General features: G+C 42.0%; 18 protein-coding genes and 2 pseudogenes. 10 read left to right on the top strand and 10 right to left on the bottom strand.

Features of this window, described 5'->3' with window-relative positions; genetic code table 11:
• The first annotated feature begins 434 nt into the window (after positions 1 to 434).
• Positions 435 to 692 carry a helix-turn-helix domain-containing protein gene (locus ACYRY3_RS25780; protein WP_460204475.1) on the top strand — a complete coding sequence of 86 codons (258 nt, stop codon included), beginning with the start codon at positions 435 to 437 and terminating at the stop codon, positions 690 to 692.
• Between the two features lie 489 nt (positions 693 to 1,181).
• Positions 1,182 to 1,616 (top strand): Hsp20/alpha crystallin family protein, encoded by a 435-nt coding sequence (locus ACYRY3_RS25775; protein WP_460204474.1) that lies wholly within the window; start codon positions 1,182 to 1,184, stop codon positions 1,614 to 1,616.
• A gap of 189 nt (positions 1,617 to 1,805) precedes the next feature.
• Here the strand turns inward: ACYRY3_RS25775 and ACYRY3_RS25770 are convergent, their stop codons facing one another.
• The gene (locus tag ACYRY3_RS25770) at positions 1,806 to 2,381 is read right to left on the bottom strand and encodes a phosphotransferase enzyme family protein (protein ID WP_460204473.1); all 576 of its coding nucleotides are present in this window, start codon (positions 2,379 to 2,381) and stop codon (positions 1,806 to 1,808) included.
• Between the two features lie 402 nt (positions 2,382 to 2,783).
• Between ACYRY3_RS25770 and ACYRY3_RS25765 the strand changes: the two genes are divergently transcribed.
• Positions 2,784 to 3,023 carry a hypothetical protein gene (locus ACYRY3_RS25765; protein WP_460204472.1) on the top strand — a complete coding sequence of 80 codons (240 nt, stop codon included), beginning with the start codon at positions 2,784 to 2,786 and terminating at the stop codon, positions 3,021 to 3,023.
• Positions 3,024 to 3,039: 16 nt separating this feature from the next.
• Positions 3,040 to 4,020 carry a methyltransferase domain-containing protein gene (locus ACYRY3_RS25760; RefSeq protein WP_460204471.1) on the top strand — a complete coding sequence of 327 codons (981 nt, stop codon included), beginning with the start codon at positions 3,040 to 3,042 and terminating at the stop codon, positions 4,018 to 4,020.
• Positions 4,021 to 4,095: 75 nt separating this feature from the next.
• Here ACYRY3_RS25760 and ACYRY3_RS25755 read toward each other — a convergent pair whose 3' ends face one another.
• A complete protein-coding gene (locus ACYRY3_RS25755) occupies positions 4,096 to 4,389 on the bottom strand; it encodes a hypothetical protein (RefSeq protein WP_460204470.1) in 294 nt (97 codons plus the stop codon).
• A 264-nt stretch (positions 4,390 to 4,653) separates the two neighbouring features.
• Between ACYRY3_RS25755 and ACYRY3_RS25750 the strand changes: the two genes are divergently transcribed.
• The 3 genes from ACYRY3_RS25750 to ACYRY3_RS25740 all read left to right on the top strand — a co-directional run bounded on the left by ACYRY3_RS25750 (position 4,654) and on the right by ACYRY3_RS25740 (position 9,003).
• The gene (locus tag ACYRY3_RS25750) at positions 4,654 to 6,498 is read left to right on the top strand and encodes a WD40 repeat domain-containing protein (RefSeq protein ID WP_460204469.1); all 1,845 of its coding nucleotides are present in this window, start codon (positions 4,654 to 4,656) and stop codon (positions 6,496 to 6,498) included.
• A gap of 138 nt (positions 6,499 to 6,636) precedes the next feature.
• Positions 6,637 to 7,881 carry a cytochrome P450 gene (locus tag ACYRY3_RS25745; RefSeq protein ID WP_460204468.1) on the top strand — a complete coding sequence of 415 codons (1,245 nt, stop codon included), beginning with the start codon at positions 6,637 to 6,639 and terminating at the stop codon, positions 7,879 to 7,881.
• 750 nt (positions 7,882 to 8,631) lie between these two features.
• Positions 8,632 to 9,003, top strand: coding sequence for a hypothetical protein (locus tag ACYRY3_RS25740; RefSeq protein WP_460204467.1), 372 nt, complete (start codon positions 8,632 to 8,634; stop codon positions 9,001 to 9,003).
• Positions 9,004 to 9,064: 61 nt separating this feature from the next.
• Here the strand turns inward: ACYRY3_RS25740 and ACYRY3_RS25735 are convergent, their stop codons facing one another.
• Positions 9,065 to 9,784 (bottom strand): hypothetical protein, encoded by a 720-nt coding sequence (locus tag ACYRY3_RS25735; protein ID WP_460204466.1) that lies wholly within the window; start codon positions 9,782 to 9,784, stop codon positions 9,065 to 9,067.
• Between the two features lie 164 nt (positions 9,785 to 9,948).
• Positions 9,949 to 10,962, bottom strand: coding sequence for a M23 family metallopeptidase (locus ACYRY3_RS25730; protein ID WP_460204465.1), 1,014 nt, complete (start codon positions 10,960 to 10,962; stop codon positions 9,949 to 9,951).
• 129 nt (positions 10,963 to 11,091) lie between these two features.
• Here ACYRY3_RS25730 and ACYRY3_RS25725 point away from each other — a divergent pair.
• A pseudogene (locus ACYRY3_RS25725) lies at positions 11,092 to 11,232 on the top strand (ArsR family transcriptional regulator); the annotation flags it as partial.
• 367 nt (positions 11,233 to 11,599) lie between these two features.
• On the opposite strand, the gene ACYRY3_RS25720 reads toward ACYRY3_RS25725, so the two are convergent.
• On the bottom strand, positions 11,600 to 11,785 hold the full coding sequence (locus tag ACYRY3_RS25720) for a hypothetical protein (protein WP_460204464.1): 186 nt from the start codon (positions 11,783 to 11,785) through the stop codon (positions 11,600 to 11,602).
• A 226-nt stretch (positions 11,786 to 12,011) separates the two neighbouring features.
• Here ACYRY3_RS25720 and ACYRY3_RS25715 point away from each other — a divergent pair, with 226 nt between their 5' ends.
• Complete coding sequence (locus ACYRY3_RS25715) at positions 12,012 to 14,264, top strand: CHAT domain-containing protein (protein WP_460204463.1); 2,253 nt, start codon at positions 12,012 to 12,014, stop codon at positions 14,262 to 14,264.
• Positions 14,265 to 14,701: 437 nt separating this feature from the next.
• A complete protein-coding gene (locus tag ACYRY3_RS25710; RefSeq protein WP_460204462.1) occupies positions 14,702 to 15,598 on the top strand; it encodes a YihY/virulence factor BrkB family protein in 897 nt (298 codons plus the stop codon).
• A gap of 4 nt (positions 15,599 to 15,602) precedes the next feature.
• Here ACYRY3_RS25710 and ACYRY3_RS25705 read toward each other — a convergent pair whose 3' ends face one another.
• From ACYRY3_RS25705 to ACYRY3_RS25685, 5 genes and pseudogenes are all read right to left on the bottom strand, one after another.
• Positions 15,603 to 16,178 carry a PepSY domain-containing protein gene (locus tag ACYRY3_RS25705; protein ID WP_460204461.1) on the bottom strand — a complete coding sequence of 192 codons (576 nt, stop codon included), beginning with the start codon at positions 16,176 to 16,178 and terminating at the stop codon, positions 15,603 to 15,605.
• Positions 16,179 to 16,211: 33 nt separating this feature from the next.
• Positions 16,212 to 16,880, bottom strand: coding sequence for a Fe2+-dependent dioxygenase (locus ACYRY3_RS25700; RefSeq protein ID WP_460204460.1), 669 nt, complete (start codon positions 16,878 to 16,880; stop codon positions 16,212 to 16,214).
• A 199-nt stretch (positions 16,881 to 17,079) separates the two neighbouring features.
• Positions 17,080 to 17,301 (bottom strand): hypothetical protein, encoded by a 222-nt coding sequence (locus ACYRY3_RS25695; RefSeq protein ID WP_460204459.1) that lies wholly within the window; start codon positions 17,299 to 17,301, stop codon positions 17,080 to 17,082.
• A 217-nt stretch (positions 17,302 to 17,518) separates the two neighbouring features.
• Positions 17,519 to 19,000 (bottom strand): annotated as a pseudogene (ilvB, locus tag ACYRY3_RS25690) (biosynthetic-type acetolactate synthase large subunit); the annotation flags it as partial.
• 131 nt (positions 19,001 to 19,131) lie between these two features.
• Positions 19,132 to 20,394, bottom strand: a complete 1,263-nt coding sequence (locus ACYRY3_RS25685) for an MFS transporter (RefSeq protein WP_460204458.1) — start codon at positions 20,392 to 20,394, stop codon at positions 19,132 to 19,134.
• Positions 20,395 to 20,404 lie beyond the last annotated feature (10 nt).

The raw sequence follows: 20,404 nt of genomic DNA, 5'->3' as shown, positions 1-20,404 counted from the left end.
CCCCCTCTGCCTTAATGATAAGTCTTTACCCGGACATGATATAAGGCGACGGTTTCCTACATCGCTGCTTTGTATCCCAGCGCAAATCTTTTTCCAACCATAGGGCGATTACGGCTTTACCTTAGATATGCAATTGCATAGCACTCAAGGTAAAGCGATCTCCTTCACAAAAGTTTCCAAGATTTCCTTGTCGCAAACTTTTTGATTACACAACCGCTAACGTTCTGAACTGAAGAAGAGCGATCGCCTTTCTCCTACGCATTTCCTATTATACAATCAATCCTTTAATTTAAGCCTAATGAAACAAATATTTACTTTATCAAAAATATTATTAATACTATAAGATATATAAGCATAAATGTAACTTAAAATAGTAAAGTTAAAATGGTGAGTTTAAGAGTAGAACTTTGATTCGTTGGAAATTAGGTGAGATTATGGCTAGGCATCGGGTCAAGGGCAAAGAGCTGGCAAGCTTTTTGAATATCAGTGCTAACGCGATGTCAGCGCTACGCAATGCTGATGTGTTACCAGAAATTGGTGGAGACAGATGGGAGAGCATCAGTGAGGGGATAAACGAACTTTCCAAAATTGGTGAGACGATTACACCATTTGACCTAATTGAGTACATTCCTTCAAGCCATACACCACCGGCTGACCCTCCCAATCAGACAAGGAAGGCACACCTAAAATAGGCGGGAACTTCGTAGTCTGACATCTTGCACCTTCTTTGTGGGAGGAGGTGGTGGGCTTTAGCCCTACCTACGATCGGGATCGGCTTTTTGGGCTTTGATTTTTGCAATAAGGTGATGGTGCAAGATATTAGTAGCCTTAAAGGACATTGCACGCTTGACCAGACAGTGCAAATGCATGACCTTAGCTGTAGCAGTCTTTATCTCAGATTCAAAGGCGGACGAGTCTACAAGGGAAAAAACTATCGCAAGGGTAACGCGAGCAGCATGGGATAGCTGGAGCGGACAAGCACACAAGTAAAATTGAGGGTTTTTAAGTCTTGTTTACCGAATTAAGATATTCGGTTAGCTCCACTTATTCGCAGTTATAAATTATTATTCGGTTATTATCAATTTTGAGGTAGTTAAAGCCGAATTCCTCACGCTCGTACAAGCAATATTATAAGAATATCAAGCAAACAAAAACGTAATTTTTACTTATTCATAACACCTATGGTATTAATTCGTTACAATCCCTGGCAAGAAGAAATTAACGCTATCCAGCGTCTGTTTGAAGAGACAAGAGTTCCCGTTGCAAGAGACTTTGTTAAAGTTCCTGCTGCTGAACTTACCCAAACAGATGATGCGGTTTACCTGAAGTTAGAAATCCCAGGTATGGATGCTAAAGATTTAGATATTCAGGTAACAGAAAAAACTGTTTCCATTAGTGGCGATCGCAAGTCCCAAAACAAGACCGAAGACAAAGGTACGACACGGACGGAGTTCCACTATGGTAAGTTTCAACGCGTCATTCCCCTACCTGTAAAAATTCAGAATACTGATGTTAAGGCAGAATACAAAGACGGTATTTTGAATCTGACTCTGCCCAAGAAAGAAGAAGAAAAGAACAAAGTGGTCAAAGTGAATTTAGAACAGCCTGCTGCTTAGTTGACTGTTTAAGTGATAAAATTCCTTGCAGGTAAATAATTATCAAGCAACCCCGGTCTAATTAGAGTTACCGGGGTTTTTTCTACATAATATAGAACTTAGTCATTGACAAAAAAAACAGTGTATGAATTCAAACCTACCTTTTGTTGAAGGGGAGAACAAACGAAATGCCGCACACATCTTGTTTTTTTAAGAGTCAAGCAAAAACGGTTCACCTTCAAGATATTTACGAAGGTGCCTCTTAGCAATATGTTGAATATCATCTGAAATCCATGTATGTTCTTCTGGATTCTTCAAAAGAAAGGAGTAGTTATATATTATTGCCATTATAAAGAAGTCCTCTACTATTTGTAAGTAACGCTTGGGTAATTTACGAATAGTTTGATACCCTTCAAAAAAGGCGAATCTCACTTGAGGCAGTAAATATTGAACTGACTCAGCAATATCATAAAGGTAGTATCCAAACCCACAACGAGCGAAATCAATGGGTCGAATTTGTTCATTGTGAAATAGGTAATTGTTTTCATGTAAGTCTGCATGAATTAAGCCCCAAATATCTTGTGCTTGACCCAGTGTTTTCATCGTGCTTTCAATCTTTTGGGTTGCTACTGTCAGCATCTTATAATGCTCTGGTGAAATCAAGCCATAGGATACGGCTGGGTAAAGTGCTGATAATGCTGTGCGGAGACGATTTTCATCAAATATTGGGCGTACAAAATTTTGTGGTAATTTCCACTGACTGCTATGGCGATGCAGTTGAGCCATCCTCGTGAGAAATATAATTATCAAGAGTAGTACCGACATGATAAACCAGCTTTCTAGCCATCGATTTTCCTTTGAACTATTTCCTAAATTCTGACCTTATAAGACTTGTTTAGAGTGTGTAATATCATGTTCGGGTAAACACTTATAAAAAATACCCCACCCTAGCCCTCCCCTTATAATAGAATACGATCTCGCTCTTATTCAAAAGCACTAGCGGTTAGCGCAATAATAACTGTGTGGGAAAATGCGCCCTTGTCTGCCATGCCCATTTCTGATAAGGATGAAAGTTGTTGCTGTAAACTTTTCAGAAGAAAGCTTTTTCATAAATTTTAGTCATTGCTGTGGTAGGATATACCTAATAGCAACAGTACCTAATTATCTAATCTTCATCGGTTAATCATCATGCTGAAATTTTATCTTTACCGAGAAGTTCGCACTGCTATTCATCCCTTTGTCAAACAAAATGGCTCTACCCCAAGAGAAACAAAAACCCGAAATGATTCAAGGTGTGCAAAATATCGCAATTTCAACCTACAGGAAGATTGCCATTGCGATCTGCCGAAGGCAGTAGCGAAGCTATCGCTCGTCTTAGTGGAAATGAGCCATAAACAAACCCAAATCTATCAACTCTTAGCTACATAGTAAAACTTTCACAGCAATGTCAAATCTATTACTTTATTTTATAATTAGTTCGCTTCTGGTTTTGCTAATTGGAATTGCGGCTTATTTCCTAACTGCCCGCAAGTATCAATCCTCAGCTACAGTCGCCAATTCCTATGACCAATGGACGCTTGACGGTATCCTAGAGTTTTATTGGGGGGAACACATTCACCTCGGTCACTACGGTTCGCCACCAAGAAGGAAAGATTTTTTGGCTGCTAAATCTGATTTCGTACATGAAATGGTTAAATGGGGTGGTTTAGATAAATTACTTCCTGGTACTACCGTCTTAGATGTTGGCTGTGGTATTGGAGGCAGCAGCCGGATTTTAGCGCGGGATTATGGGTTTGCTGTCACAGGGATTACCATCAGTCCTATTCAGGTGAAACGCGCCCAGGAACTAACACCTCAAGGGCTCAATGCCCAGTTTGCAGTTGATGATGCAATGGCATTGTCGTTTCCAGATGCCAGTTTTGATGTGGTTTGGTCAATCGAAGCAGGTCCCCACATGCCCGATAAAACTGTTTTTGCAAGAGAATTAATGCGGGTGCTAAAACCTGGTGGAGTGTTGGTTGTAGCTGACTGGAATCAAAGGGATGACCGCCAAAAGCCGCTAAATTTTTGGGAGAAACTAGTAATGCAACAACTCCTAGATCAGTGGTCTCATCCAGCTTTTTCTAGCATTGAGGGATTTTCCGAGCTTTTAGCAGCAACGGAATTAGTCGAGGGGGAGGTGATTGCGGCAGACTGGACACAAGAAACGCTTCCTTCTTGGTTAGATTCGATCTGGCAAGGGATCGTTCGACCGAGTGGCTTCCTGCGTTTTGGACTGTCTGGTTTCATTAAGTCTGTGCGTGAGGTGCCGACATTTTTGCTGATGCGTTTGGCGTTTGGTGCAGGGCTGTGCCGATTTGGAATGTTCCGCGCTGTGCGGGCGAATTCACCTATTGCAGCAAGGAGGCTCACACCTACCCGATAGTTATGTATAACTCATAAATAATCATACACTGCCTCAACAATCGAGTGGGAAAATTTCGGGGAGCTAACGCTAAATTTAAGTGTGCAGTAGTTCGAGAATTTCGTCAAAGCAGAAATTCTGCACAAGTTCTGTCAGCTTCTGGGACAAGGCTTGATGAGTTGGCCCAATTTGCTCGATAAGTTGAACTATCTTATCGGCATCTACTTCTAGGGCGGCTTGGTAAAGTTCTCTTCTCCATTGTTCGGGCATGACCATTAACTCACTGGAGTCAAAATCCTCAACTGGTGTGACCTGTGCGCCAGACACCTGTGTTTGTGTCAAAGTATAATTCAATGTAAAACTGCGATCGCGTATTGCATCTCGGCTCAATCATTTGGGGTAGATATTGTCAGGCATTAAAGTTTGGTTTTTTGCTCTTGGAGCGATCGCTCTTTCAGATAAGTATTAAAATTACTTAAACATAATGACTGTAGGAAGAATTTCTCAGTAGAATCCGGAATAATACCAGACAGCAATGTAGTTACAGAGAAATTCTACTTTTGACTCCGTACAATGCCGCCTATATCTTAAGCTTTTTTTACCCCCAAATTGACCCTACTAGACGTAGATTAAAGGAACGAGCGAGATATTTCTGTGATACCACCTACCCTTGACACTATTATTAATGCAATTTCTGGCATCGCTAGCCCACTAATTAAAGATAAGCTGCAGCGTAATGAAATTGTTATCAAATTACTAAATCAATTTAATCTCGCTCCCGAACACCCGCCTGCTGATTTTAGTGGGGTTTACGCCTACGCCTTAGTAGAGTACGGTGTTGGAAAACCCAAGCCATTTCTGGAACTTTTCCGCCACGAACAAATAAAACAAGCCTTTCGCAAAGTCTTAGACCACAACAACCCTTCAATCCTCCTATCGGAAGTCGATACATTTGTTGATGCCTATGCTTTAGGGGATGAAATCAAAACCCTGGGGCTTGACATTATTCGAGAAGTAGCAGCATTTGCGACGGTCTTTATTGAAGTTGCCAAGCGCAGTCGCACGCCATCTGACGCACTAATGAGCCAGCAAATTAGTTCTTTGCACAAAAGAATTGCAGCTATTATCGAACAATTAGACAGGCTGCCAACTCTTGAAGGAATTCGTACCGAGATGGCAAGGCTGGCTTCTCAAAATTACCCAGCACTGCCAGCTGTATTGACTGCAGTGGAAAACAACTGTCAGGCTATAGCTCTTGCCCATCGTTCGCTATTGGAGTTTTTTGTTGCTTATAAATTTGCGGCAGAATTGGGAGCGTTGGCACCTGATTTTATTGAGTTAGCGCAATCGCAGTCATTTCTGGATACAGGTCAATGCCTAAAGACCTTGCACGGTCATATGGCTTGGGTTCGTTCAATAGCATTTCATCCCAAAGGAAAAACTCTTATCAGTGGTGGGGATGACAAAACAGTAAGGTTGTGGGACATTACCACAGCTGAGTGCCTAAAAACTTTACAAGGTAATATAGCTTGGGTAAACTCAGTCAGCTTCTCTTCTTCCGGTCACACTCTTGCCAGTGGTAGCTATGACCATAAAGTACGACTATGGGATGTGACAACTGGAGAATGTTTGAATACTTTACAGGGGCATGGCAGTTTTGTCATCTCAGTAGCTTACGATCCCAATGGTACAACTCTTGCCAGTGGTAGTTCTGATAAAACAGTAAGGTTATGGGATATAAGAACTGGAAAATGTTTAAAAATTTTGCAGGGACATAATGATTGGATAAATTCAGTTGCTTTCAGTCCGGACGGTACTATACTTGCCAGTGCAAGTGGTGATAAAACTGTAAGACTTTGGGAAGTAGAAACTGGTCAATGTATAGGTATTATACAGAAGTATCTTAAGCAGGTATTCTCAATTGCTTTTAGTCCGGATGGTACTATCATTGCTACCGGTAGTGGTGAGGCAACAATCATGCTTTGGGATTTTCGGAATATTGAGTGTTTGAAAACTTTACAGGGGCATACAGATTACGTGTATTCAGTGTCTTTTAATCATGATGGTACTATCATTGCCAGTGGGAGTGAAGACGCAACTGTAAGGTTATGGAATGTAAATACTGGTGAATGTATTAAAATTTTGCAACATGATGACAGGGTACGATCTGTCAGTTTTACAGATTTCGGTCGCATTCTTATAAGTACAAGTGATGACCAAAAAATCAAATTGTGGGATGTGGATAGCGGTGAGTGCATTAAAACTTTGCATGGTCATACTCATGCAGTAACTTCAGCAATCTTTAGTCCAAAAGCTCAGATTCTTGCTAGCGGGAGTAGGGACGAGACAATTAAATTTTGGAATATTGAATCGGGCTTATGCCTCAAAACACTAAGAAGTGAAAGACCTTATGAGGGCATGAATATTAAAGGCATTAAAGGTTGTACAGAAGCTGAGAAAGCAACGCTTAAAGCGTTAGGAGCAATTGAAGAGGAGTAAATATCGCACGCTCTATGCTATTGCATCCATCCTATCTTGAAAGTCCACGATAATTTCAATGCTGACATTGGATGTTAAAATGATGCCGACTGCATAGTGATTCAAAACAAACCATCATTCCTGAGTATCAATAAAAACATGAAGCAATTGTCGGACTACAACTTCTTTGACCCTGAAGTGCTTGTTTGCCCTTATGAATTCTACAAGCTGGCACGGGAGCAAGCACCAATTATGGAGTTACCCAGTCCCAAACCTGACACTTCGCTCTTTCTCGTGACGCGCTATGATTTGGCGATCGAAGTTCTTAAGGATACAAAAATCTTTTCTAGCAATTTCTCTACTTTACTAGTTGGTCAAGAAGAACAGGATGATGAATTGCAGCAAATCTATGCTCAAGGGTGGCCTCAGATGAACACTCTGCTTACTGCAGATCCACCAGAACACGAGCGATTCCGATCGCTGGTGAATAAAGCATTCACTTCCTCCCGTATCAACAAAATGCATGACTTGATTCAGCAGATTGTTGATGAACTTATTGACAATTTCATTGCTCAAAACCAGTGTGAATTTGTCAGTGAGTTTGCCGTACCTCTACCTATCAAAGTTATTGCTCAGCAATTAGGTGTACCGCAGGAAGATCTGCCTCAGTTCAAGCAATGGTCTGATGCTTTTATTGCAAACCTAGGTCACGTACTCTCTAGAGAGCAGAAGATCGCGTGTGCTAAAGATATTGTTGCTTTCCAGCATTATTTTCGCGATGTCATAGAGTCACGCCAAAAACAACCCCAGGATGATTTGATATCCGATTTGGTACAGGCAAAGGTGGCCGGAGAGCGATCGCTCAACACTGCCGAGTTGCTGAGTATAATTCAGCAAATACTAGTAGCTGGCAATGAAACTGTTACCAGTGCCCTTGCGGGTGGGATGTTGCTGCTGGCAAAGAATCCAGACCAAATGAACTTGTTACAAACCAATCTTTCCCTGCTAGAGAATTTTGTTGAAGAAGTTCTAAGGATGGAAAGTCCGACAGCAGGAATGTGGCGAGTTGTAACACAAGATACAAAACTTGGAGACGTCGAGCTCAAAGCAGGGTCTTTAATCCTGCTCCGCTACGATGCTGCTAACCGCGATCCTATAAAATTCCAAGAGGGTGAGCGTTTCGATGTGGGTCGCCAAAATGCTAGCAACCACCTATCTTTTGGTTATGGCATTCATTATTGTTTGGGCGCTATGCTTGCTCGTAAAGAAATGCAGATTGCTTATGAGCGTTTACTGAAACGACTGAAGAACATCCGCTTGGCACAAGAAGATTACCAGTACTTACCGAACATCCTCGTGCGGGGACTGAACCGCCTCTATATTGAGTTCGATAAGGTCGGATAAGATGTTTATGCAAAGTGCTGTTAGTTTACCCAGGCAATGGCACTAAAGTGGAAGCAGTTGAGGGGAGGAACAAGGTTAGAATCAGGTTTTGAAGCCCCTCTCCTCCTAGGAGAGGGGTTTGGGGTGAGGTCTGTTTTAACTTCGTCGAACTCACGTTGACATAACAGTAGATACGATTTTTGGTTGGCTGAAGATGTCCGGTAATTAGCCAATGGGTCATGGTATCTTCAGCAATTATACTTCATTTACCGCTTTAATCGCCTTACTCGAGAGCGCAAAAACCAAAATATTCCGTTATAGTTCTTCCATATTGTTGAACCAAATACCTATGGTTTTAATTATTGGTAAGCTTTGGTTGAGGCTGTTCCCCGTTATTAAGAGTTTTCTTATTTTTTGAACAATAAATTTTGAGTGCAGTCGCCATCTTAAAATACCAAATGGTTTTCAGGAATCAGAAAACATAGAACTGCAAAACCTCTTCGATGGACTGTCATGTGTAACCCTTATTCCTTGCTGTACAAAGGTCAAAAAGTACGGTATAAGTTCAATTATGGTAGTCTTGATTTAAAAATTTGGCAAAACCTTGTTCTGTCAAGTTTTTTCATACCAACTTACAAAAAAAAGAAAAGGTGGAAACTTTTTACTGTGATGATTGTCAACTCAGTTTAGCTATTGCAAGTGAAAATTCTCTTGACCTTTGATAACGAATCGAATAATCTAAGCGGTCATACACATATTGTGAGAAAGACCATGAACAAAAAGCTCATTCTTAACTTACTATCTAGTTCTTCAATTTTTGTATCGCTAATGTCCACATTAGGGATTATCAGTCCTACTCATGCAGCTAATACGCAAAAATTGATACACCAAAATGATAGTACCTGTATTATCAGCCCCCACGCTGTTAACAAACTTGTGTGCATTCGAGATTCGGAAAGGAAGCTTCCTCCCGGTGAAGCACCTGCATCAACTGTTACCACAGGACAAGCAGCCCAAAATGTTGCCTCGTTGGAGTTTACTGACGAGGAAAGTGATGCTGCAATTCAGTTATTTGGGTGCGATTGTCCCGCTTGCATAAATTCATTGCGGCAGTTACGCGGTACTGGTAACCTGGTGTACTAGAGTATGGTGCGAAATACCTACACCGTACAATAGGTCGGTGTAGGCTTCTGACTTCGTAGACCTAGTTACAAAAATTGGTAATTTTAGAGCTGACTGCTTCAGGGATTTTGAAAATCCCTTTCAACGGTAGCCAGTAATCATCGCGAATCGAATATTCTCCTCCAGCCAATTCAAACATCAGCTTGCGAGTTTCAATATCAGCATTCTTCCATCTTCTGGCTTGCAAAAAGGAGTGCAAATTGCGGTACTTTTCTTGAATGTTGTTAAATTCAGGCATTAACAGGTTTGGTTGAGGTTTACGTCTCGGTTGTAAGCTGGGAATTTCCTGCAAGTATGAAGGGCTATCTGGTAACTGTGAAACTGCCCGAGCTAGAGCAATATAAGCAGCTATTTGAAAGGAGGAAGCTCTGGAATCAATGGGATGGTAAGAGCCTCCTATAATTCTCACATTTGTGTTTTCATAAGGAAAGGGTACATATTGCGTGTAGCGATAATTTTGAACTTCTTCAGCGATCGCTTCACACAACCCTTGATAAACATCCTTCAAATAATACTCTGTAATTAAGTATTCGCGATTCAAATTTGGGATTTGGTCGTGGGTGACTGACCACAACATAAAACACCCATCTGCATTTTGATTCGGTTCCAACTGAAGAATGACGTGTCCGTAACCGTTGCCATCTGCACGGATATACATACCTTCACCAATAACCGAGGTTTGCACCTGTGGAAGGCTCCTGAGATCGCTTTTAGGTTTGTGAATCAGTGGATAACAATCCATATTAGTTTGTATGTTGGCTTTAACGACTAAGTAGGTGGGTGCAAATAAACCTATCTATATCAATAAACAAATGTTGAGATGTTTTCAAGCCCACTAACTACTAACCACTATAAGCCTTAATACCAAGTTATGTTTATTCACACCAACTTACTTAACTATCAAGATTAAGGTCTAGGGACTATTTTTTTGCCATTCCCCCATATATCTCTGACTGTAATTTCGTCAAAATTGGTGAAATTTGCAAAATCAAATTCAATAGTATATTTAGGACTACTAGAGTTAAAATCGGGTGGAATTATTGTCACTCCATCATAGGGGGTTTGGTCGATATTACTTAAATTAATTCCTGCTTTCGTGGTAAAATTAATTTTCTTGCTTTGCCCGCCAGAAATAATTTCGATTTCATTAAAGTCTAGTTCATTTCTTGGGCTCTCCAATTTAACTTTGACATTGGGAGCTTTTGCCACACAAACATCATAAGCATTATTTTCAACGTAAACATCATTCACATAATTTAAAAAATAGAGCGGATGAACACTAGGGTCTATTACCTGCGAACCAAATCTCTGATAGCAGGAACTACTAGAATTCTGCTGCGATTCTGCCGAGCAAGTAGTACCAACTCTTGTCTCTAAATGTAAATGAGGATAGTTGGCATCTGTAGCACCAAGACTACCTATACGACTCCCTTTTGTAATTGTTGTTCCAGTTGTTAAAGTTGTTCCTACATCGTCAATTTTAAAGTCTTTTAAGTGAGAGTAAATTGAGTAATATTCGGTAAAGGACTGACCATTTAAAACATAGTTTACTCCTGAAGGTAGTGAGTGCTTAATAACAACAACATTTCCGCCATTTGGGAAAGCACAAGAAGTACAATCTGCCTGAACTCTATTCACTGTACCATCGGCAATGGCATAAACGGGAACTCCTTCTTGGTCTTGGAAATCTAAGCCTCTATGAAAATCATAATTATTAGAATTTTCAGTTAGGCGTCTTGGACCAAAGGGATCTGATATGTTGATACTGCTAACTGGCCACTGTGTATTGCCATAATTTATCCTGGTTCCATTTATGTTGGTCACAGTATAGTTGCTCATGTCACAGCTAGCTGCTGCTGGAGCAGTGAAAACGAAAAAGGTTAGTGGCATCGCGATTAAACTTTTGGAGATATTTATCATAGGGATAGTATTGTTCAAACTTATTGAACTATTGCACTTTACTTGTTACAAAAAGAATTAAAGCATAGCTGTTAAGTACAATCAGTCAGAAAAAGTCATATAAATTAGAAATGAGAGGTCATATTTCGTCATCAACTGCGATTATTAGAAGCAATGCGTTTAGTTAACTACCGTCGGGAAAGTCAAAACGTTTATTACACCTTGGCTGATAGTCATCTTGTCAACCTGTATCGTTGTTCGGTAGAACATTTAGATTCGTCCAATAGTTAGACAGCCAATTGCCTGATGGTAAAGGCTGCCGTAAGTTTCAAAATTATTTTTTGAGTTCATTCAATAGACAATCTTTTTAACCAAGCAGTATTGGGGAGCGATCGCCATACTAAAATAAAAACCCTTGAATGCTGTGACATCCAGGGTATTTTTACCTAATGCTTTGTATAGCTTAAGAGGAGGTTTCAGATATTTATTGGTGAAAATAGAGTTAACTTATGCAGTTACCGCTTGTGACGTACTCCCAGACTGACTGCAAGCAGTTTGCTGGAGAACAGAGACTCACCTGTCATGGGAAATTTTCTTCGTAATTCGTAATTAAAAATCCATGAATTACGAATTGGAGCAGGTGCGAGTTGACTGTTCTTCAACGCTTTGGTCGATTAATATTCAATGCTGGCACTGAAAACAAACGAGTGTAGTTAGGAGTGGGCTTCACAAGAGACAAGACAGCCTGTCGCACTGCGGGCCACACGGCTGAGGTGGGGACGATTGGCTCGAAATCTCCGGCATTGGGGAGCACTTCCAGATGCATCTCGTCATATTGACACATATGCGATCGCTGGCACTACTTGAGACAACTCTGGCTAAGCCAAGTAACCCCTCAGTGAGTTGCATCAATTGCCACTCTTGTGATGATGAGCTTGAATCTTTTGCTGTCAAGATTTGTTACAAAAAACAGTTATTTTTTGAAAATGCGATGCAGTCTACTGAAAAGTAAGTAGCCCTAATGAACCGCGTACACCAATAACCCTGAAAAGGTAAACAGGAAGGGGGATATGGCTCATAAAATAAATTCCTTCTTAACTGAAAGACGAAGGTTTTTCGGTTTTGTCTATTGGAGTTTAACCGTCTCGCTCGGCGTTATGCTGTTTTCAAAGCCAGTTGTAGCAACTCCTGAGGCAAAAGGTACGAAGATTGCACTAGATCAATCTGTTCTAAATTCTATTTCTAATGCTGCTGTACAGATAGGTATATGCGAGGGGGCTCGTACCTCTGCCAAAAAATTGTTAGCAAATGGCATACAACTGCTTGAGCAAGGAACGACACAATCTCGACAGCTGGCACTTCAGAAGTTTCTAAAGGCACTTCGAGAGTGGAAGCTAGGGAGATTGTGCGGTCGTCCAGATCGTGAAGCTGTTACTCTTGATTATACTGGCAGAACCTACGACGATTTAGGCGACAAACAGCAGGCACTGAAGTACTATAAAAAAGCGCTGCGCCTTTTTCGCGATCCAATCTTACGAGATTACTCCAGTCAAACCAAAGTACTTTACAGTATCGCTAATATTGAACGCGATCGCGGCAATCTCAATGAAGCTCGCATTCAAATTGAAGCAGCAATTAAAATTATCGAGTCATCACGCATTAAGATAACCAGTCTTAAACAACGTACTTCCTACTTTGCCTCGGTGCAAAATTGTTACGAGTTTTACATTGACTTGCTGATGCAGCTACATAAACAGCAACCATCACAAGGATACGACGCCTTAGCATTGCAAATGAGTGAAAGCACGCGTGCTCGAACTCTTTTAGAAATCCTGGCTGAGGCTAAAGTTGACATTCGTCAGGGTGTCAAGGCGAGTTTATTGGAACAAGAACGCGAATTGCGTTCTCAATTCGATGCACTTGAGCAACATCGTGCAAAACTACTGAGCGAGCACAACAACGAACAACAGATGCAAACTTTAGAAAAAGATATTGAGGTACTTTTAGAAAAATACCAGCAACTTCAGACAAAAATTCGCACCACCAGCCCGCGCTATGCAGCACTAACTCAACCAAAGCCACTGACATTAGCAGAAATTCAAACCTCAGTACTTGATGAAAACACCCTACTTTTGGAATACTCCCTTGGAAAAGAGCGCAGTTACCTCTGGGCTGTTACCAAAACAAGCATCACCAGTTATGAACTACCCAAACGCGCAGACATCGAAGCCCTCGCGCAGCAGTTCTACTATCTTTTGAAAATGCCCGATTATTACTTTAACTCGGACACGGAAATAGGAGCAGACTCTGGTGTTGGTTCTTTCAATAGCTCTACAGTAGTTGCTCAACTCACTCAGACGCTCCTGCAACCAGTGGCTGATAAATTGGGCAAGAAACGCTTGCTTATCGTTAGTGACGGTGCTTTACAGTATCTACCCTTTGCAGCATTACCTCTACCCAGAACATCAGGAACACAGACAATACCACTGTTTGCCAAACATGAAATTGTTTATTTACCCTCAGCTTCTACCTTAGCAGTACTGAGGCAAGAACGCATTTTCCGCCGAACTGCTCCCAAAACAATCGCAGTGCTGGCAGATCCAGTCTTTAATAAAGATGATGAGCGATTGCAGAAAACTCCAGTTGAGTTTTTGAAGCAGACAGGCACAGGCGCTGCCGGTGTCGATGAGCAAACCCAAGCACTGCAAGAGCTCTTACGGTCTGCCAGAGAATTAGGCATTAAGTTTAGTCGCCTAACCTTTACGCGCCAAGAAGCCCAACAGATTTTGCAACTTGTGCCAACAGCAGCCAGCTTAAAAGCACTTGATTTTGAGGCAAATCGAGGGCAAGCAATTAGCTCTGACTTGTCGCAATACCGCATTGTACATTTTGCAACTCATGGAATCCTTAACAGCGCACATCCCGAATTATCTGGGCTTGTGCTATCTCTCGTAGACGCATTAGGTTCTCCCCAAAACGGCTTTTTGCGACTGCATGACATATTCAATCTCTCCTTGAAAGCCGAACTGGTCGTGCTGAGTGCTTGTGAAACTGGATTGGGTCAAGAAGTTAGGGGTGAAGGATTAATAGGGCTAACGCGTGGCTTTATGTATGCTGGTTCACCACGCGTCTTAGTTAGTTTGTGGAATGTCAATGACCAAGGGACAGCGATGTTAATGCAAAAATTCTACTCGGCAATGCTAAAAGAAGGTCTTATGCCAGCAGCAGCATTGAGAAAAGCGCAGCTAGAAATGTTACAGCAGAAGCGATGGCAGTCACCGTATTACTGGGCTGGCTTTGTCCTTCAAGGAGAATGGCAATGAGTTTAGTGGGACAGAGATAGCTGTACCAACAAGTCTATGCAGTATTGGAGAGATGCAGTTATTGCAGACTGAAGGCGTTGCAATTACAACTCTTCTGGTTTTAGTTCTGTTGTTCCGCTCTTTAACTGCTTTTGTCAAAGTGTTGAAGTCTTAGGAACTTCTAGGAGGATTTCTTAAGCCAAGTTGTAGAGGTTTTTCCTCTACAGCTTACTAGGGCGTATTCGTATGACCACAGATAACTAGTTGCTACTGTGCTGTTTACCGCTATTAGGGTTGCGAGTTTTCAGAGACTTTCCGCTAACTAATTCCCTGTAAGGGGCCTGAAACAGTACTCCACCTGTCAGGTATGCGATCGCTTGCATTACCCTACTGTTAGATAGAACACGAGATGGAAGTTGTGTCGCTAAGCTGTGGTTGTTATTTAAAATTCTGACACAATGCCATCTATTCGTTTTTTTCGCTTCTTTTGCTATCTCAATTTGAAAACTCTCAAACAGGTCGTTGTGGAAATTGGCAAACAACGATTGCTTGGTCTATCAGCGGAAATGGCATACAACAATTTGTTAGCACTGTTTCCTACCCTTATAGCAATTCTTGCAGCGATTGGGATGTTAGAAATTTCTCAAGAAAAGGTTGACTTTTTAGCACGCCAAGTCCTAAGTGTTGCGCCTGAACCCGTTATATATCTGATTCAAGAATTTATTCACAGAATTAGACTGCCCCAGGGTGGAAAGGTTGTTTTCGTCAGTTGTCTGGTAGCACTTTGGGTTGCATCCGGCGCTCTTAATGCTGCTATGAACGCATTAGATCGGATTTATCAAATCCCCATAAAACAACGACGACCTTTTTGGAAAGCAAAATTAGTTTCTCTGAGTCTAACAATTGGTACTATTATTTTAATAATGTCCGCCTCGTTTCTGGTATTTGTTAGCAATTGGTTAATTAAGTTTGGGTTGGCGATCGCTCTAATTCCAGCATGGGGCTTGTTATCGCTCTGGAATCTTTTTTGTTGGGCTTTAACACTCGTCATACTAGCTGTTGCATTTAGCTTTGTCTACCGATTTGGTCCGAGTCGGTGGCGTAAAGGAGCGCCTTTGCTACCAGGAGCAATTATTGCTGCATTGCTATGGGAACTCTTTTCCAAAATATTCCGCATTTATATAGTAACTTATTTTAATAATTATAACCTGACATATGGAACCCTCAGCGCAGGGGTTGTGTTACTCCTTTGGCTCAATCTCAGCTCCTTATGCATGCTGATTGGGGCTCAGTTGAACGTAACCGTTGACAAAGCCATGAAGGCAGACAAAGCCAGTCAATTTTTTAAGCAATAGAATGTTAACTACCGACGTTTGAAGCCGGACGCTTGCGGAATATACCACTAATACGGATACCCGTGATTGACATGACTAATAGTCCCAACCCAACTAAAAGCACGTAAAATGTTCTGAGAGCGGGACCTAAATATGTTCCTTGGTGAATTCTTAAAAAAAGTGCAGCTTGTTCCCCAGGCATTCCAAACCAGGTTCTACCCAATTTGTAGATAATACCTGTTAGGGCACTGACAGCCAAGGGTAAAAAAGCAATAGGCGCAAGAATTCGATGAACTTTTCGGAAATTAAGCTTTGAAGTTTTTGGTGAAGAACGATTGCTATCAAATAATTTGGTCATACTCAAACCAGTTACAATCATCGCTATAAGTCCCAGCCCAACTAAGAGAACATAAATAGGTACAAGTGGTTGACCGAGATATTCTCCTTGGTGAATCACCATGAAAAAATTTGCCAATTGATTCGGTATATTAAACCAACTTCTTCCTACCCGATAGGCAATTCCAGTTAAAGCACTAGCTAATAGCGGCAAGAAAACAATAGGAGCTATTTTTCTATGTATCTTACGAAAATTTAATGCCATTTATTATCTCCAATCATTTTTTATAAGCCTTATTCACAAATCTACCCATTTCCGCAACAAATTGGCATGGGTTTTGCTAATTAAATCAAATTCTGGTGTTTTCCCATACTTCTGAAACATAACTTGCCGCACAGTCTCTAAATCGAACAAAATTTCTCGTTCTCCAGAATCGCGGATAAGACTTTGTACCCAGGTGACAGCCGCAAGTCTTGTGCCCTCTGTCACCGTTTCTACTTGATGCAGCGTTGAAGATGGATAAACAATCATCGAACCTGCTTCTGGTTTAAAAGCTTGCTCACCCAAAGACGTGTCAATAACCAACTCCCCACCTGTATAACTAGAAGCAGGGCTAAGAAAGAGAGTTAATGACACATCAGAACGAGTGACAACCTCATCTCCCATCAAGGCGTTATCAGTATGGGAACCGTAGGACATACCTGGTTCATAACAACTAAATATGATAGGACGGATAACTTTTGGTCTGACAGCGGCTTGGAATAGATGATTGCGTTTTAGTGCCCGTGTCACAATACTTCTGATTTCTTCGGTAAGTGCATTGTTTGGTAACTGCTTGTTATTCTTAACTAGCTTAGCGTGCCATCCGGCTGTGGTTTTACCATCGATAAATTCAGCATTCTTGAGCTTACCAACAATAAAATCTAGTTCATCAGTTGTAAGAACATTCTCAATGCAAAGAATCATAGAAAGGATGAAGGATGAAGGATAAAGTATGAAAGATGGCTTGATGGATGGATACAAGATGATGGCAGTTGCTTTAGGATCGGCAGAGAAAGCTAAGGCACTGCCTCCTGAATTTATTGATGGTTAAGAACAAATTCCCAACCGATTTTCTTGCCTCTCAATTTATTCATTTTATACTTTATCCTTTATACTTCATACTTCAATTGCCTTCGCCACCTTCACCACCTTGATTGTCATCATCTTCGCCACCTTCACCACCTTCACCACCTTCACCACCTTCATTGGATTGTTTGGGTGACTGCTGGGTGTTCGGGTTATTTTTAACACCTTCACCGCCACCGTTAGATGCCTCATTACACCCACTGATGGTAGCTGCTAAACCTAAAGAAAGAAACAACGCGATCGCTTTTTTGGAACCCATTGCAATACACTCCTGATTCGGTAACTTGTTTTGCTAGAAGTTTCTTAATAAGTACAGTGGCAATTTATTAATGATATAAGATTCCAAACAAGTAAGCAGATCCAGTTCCCTCCCTTTATAAGGGGCTGGGCTGGGGAGGGGTAATATCATGTCCGGGTAAAGACTTATCATTAAGGCAGATGGGGAGATGGGGAGAGGGGGAGATGGGGAGAGGGTCTAGCGTTCCCAATTCTTGCAAGTTCATCTGGAAACTGGCATCACCGCTAATACAGATGACTTGTTTGTCGGGGAAAGCAACTTTTGCGCCCATTGCTGCGGGGACACCAAAACCCATTGTTCCCAAACCGGCACTGGAAATCCAGCGTCGGGGACCAGTCTTAAGAAATTGTGCTGACCACATTTGATGTTGACCTACATCTGTGGTGTAAATTGCCTCGGGTGCTTGGCGACTAACTTCTACTATGACCTCTTGAGGTGAGATGCTGTCAGGATGACGGGGCACTTCTAGAGGATACTCTTCTTTCCACCGGTTGATCAGATTTAACCAATCTTGGGTTTGGTTGGGTGAGCCGCCTTCTTTGCACCGACGCAATAAATCTTGCAATACCAACTTTACGTCGCCAACGATGGGCACCTCGGGAACGCGGTTCTTACCCACTTCTGCTGGATCGATGTCGATGTGAATGACTTTTGCGCGGGAGGCAAATTCATCTAACTTGCCCGTAACGCGATCGTCAAATCGTGCTCCCACAGCAATCAGCAAGTCACAGTCAGTGACAGCAAAGTTTGCACAGGCAGTCCCGTGCATCCCCAACATTCCCAAGGAGAGGGGATGGTGTTCGTCAAAAACACCCAGTCCCATTAATGTCGTAGTCAGGGGAATGTTGAATAACTCTGCAAAGCGTTTAATTTCTTGTTGTGCCCCCGAAGCGATCGCACCCCCACCTACATACAGCAAAGGACGCCGACTTTCACGAATTAACTGAATTGCTGCATGGATTTGTTTTGGGTTGCCCTTAATTGTGGGACGATACCCTGGTAATTTGACCGAACCCGGTTCTACAGGAACATAGTCAAATTGCTCTAAAGCAACATCTTTGGGTACATCAATCAAAACAGGTCCGGGGCGTCCAGTGCTGGCAATGTGGAATGCTTCAGCAACAACGCGTGCCATGTCTCTGGGATCGCGCACGACATAGGAGTGCTTGACGATTGGTAGGGTAATTCCATAAATATCAGTTTCCTGAAAGGCATCTGTGCCAATTGCCGGACGTGGTACCTGCCCGGTAACAATAATCATAGGGATAGAATCCATATAAGCAGTGGCAATGCCCGTGACCAAATTGGTTGCCCCAGGACCAGAAGTTCCAAAGCATATCCCTACCTTTCCCGTTGCACGAGCATAGCCATCTGCAGCGTGTGCTGCACCTTGTTCGTGTCTCACTAGGATATGCTTGATCCCGCGACCTTCAACTTCTGCTTTATACAAATCATCGTAAATCGGCAGAATCGCACCACCAGGATAACCGAAAATATACTCGACGCCGTGACGCTTGAGACTGTCAAGCAGCGCACCACCACCAGTTACACGCTTTGGTGCCACTGACGATTTAGAAACCTTTGAATCTGTTTGATTTTCTATTTGCGGAAGACTAATTGGGGAAAGCGAATCTCCTTTGGAGACACTTGGTGAACGCACAGCCAAACCTCACAGGATAGCGAAAACAATGCTTGATTGTAGTATTTAATGTTTCATTTTAAATCAAATCTTCATCCAGAAATGACAGATTTTTTAACTAAATCATCAAAATAGTCAAAGATTCTTGATTTTCAGAGTACATTTTCCAAAACCCGACGGGTGTTGTGCCAAGTCCAAATTCCCACAGCAGCGACTAATATACTCATAATTACCAGCGTTACCCGCAAGCCCAAAACGTCTGTTATTGGTCCAGTGACTGCCAATGGTGCCGAAAGAGCAATATTGACAGCGTGATTTTGGAAACCAAACACTTTCCCATGCATTGCTGGTGGAGTATGTTGCTGAATCAGAGTTTGCATGGGCACCCCAATCAGAGCGCCCCCTATACCTAAGATGGCACAAAGCCCTAGAGCCAAAGCTAAACTATTAGTAAAAGTAAATACTCCCAACACCAGCGCCATCATCAAAAATCCAATGAGCGGTAAGGGCTTACCGTGCAATTTATCGCACCAATGACCCAAAATTGCTGCACCCAATACAATACCAACTCCAGCTGCCGCTAAAAAAAAGCCAAACTGTTTTTCTTGCAAACCAAACTCTTTTGCTAACCTAATTGCCAGTACCGTTAACGCTGCAAACACGCAATATAACCCGACAAGCTGCAGCATGGCATTTAATACCAAGCGATTTTTCTTAAGGTAGCGTAAGCCCTGCTTAAAGTCAGTCCAAGGATTGATATGCTTTTCCTGGTCTGCTGTTGGTTGATATTCCTTGAAGTGAATTGGCTGCATCAGGGCACCAGAAAGCAGATACAACGCGCAAACAGTCAATTCTTGACCGTACTCTTCTCCAATCAAGGCTTTAGCCAAACTCAACATTGGTTCCCCGATCGCAAAGCCAACAATCATCGCTCCCATCATTGTGCTACTAAACAGCGCATTTGCTGCCATTAAATTCTCGCGATTGACCAAAAGAGGAATGGCAGCTTGTTCGGCTGGCGCAAAAAATTGTGTCACAGTCGAAATAGCGAAGGTCACGATCAATAAAAGCAGGAACTCTCGTGGCAAAAGGGGAATCAACAATATCATGAGTCCCCGTACAACGTCCGATCCAATCAAAATGAGTTTTTTCGGCAAACGGTCAACAAAGATGCCACCAGCTGAACCAAATAAAATCGCTGGTATTGTAAATGCCACCATCAAAGTGGAGTACATGGAGTTTTCTGCCAATCCTAAAGGAGGTTGATAATTCTTTAGCAGGGCAACTAATAAAACCAACAAGACTTTATCTGCTAGCTGGGACAACAACTGTCCAATCCACAGAAGCATAAAACTACGGTTTTTTAGCAGGGCGGCAAACCCAGTATTGACAGCAGCGGGTTCAGTTGGAAACATCAGAAAGAAA

The organism is Scytonema sp. NUACC21 (assembly GCF_054684315.1).
This window is presented reverse-complemented; position numbering and strand designations above follow the sequence as displayed.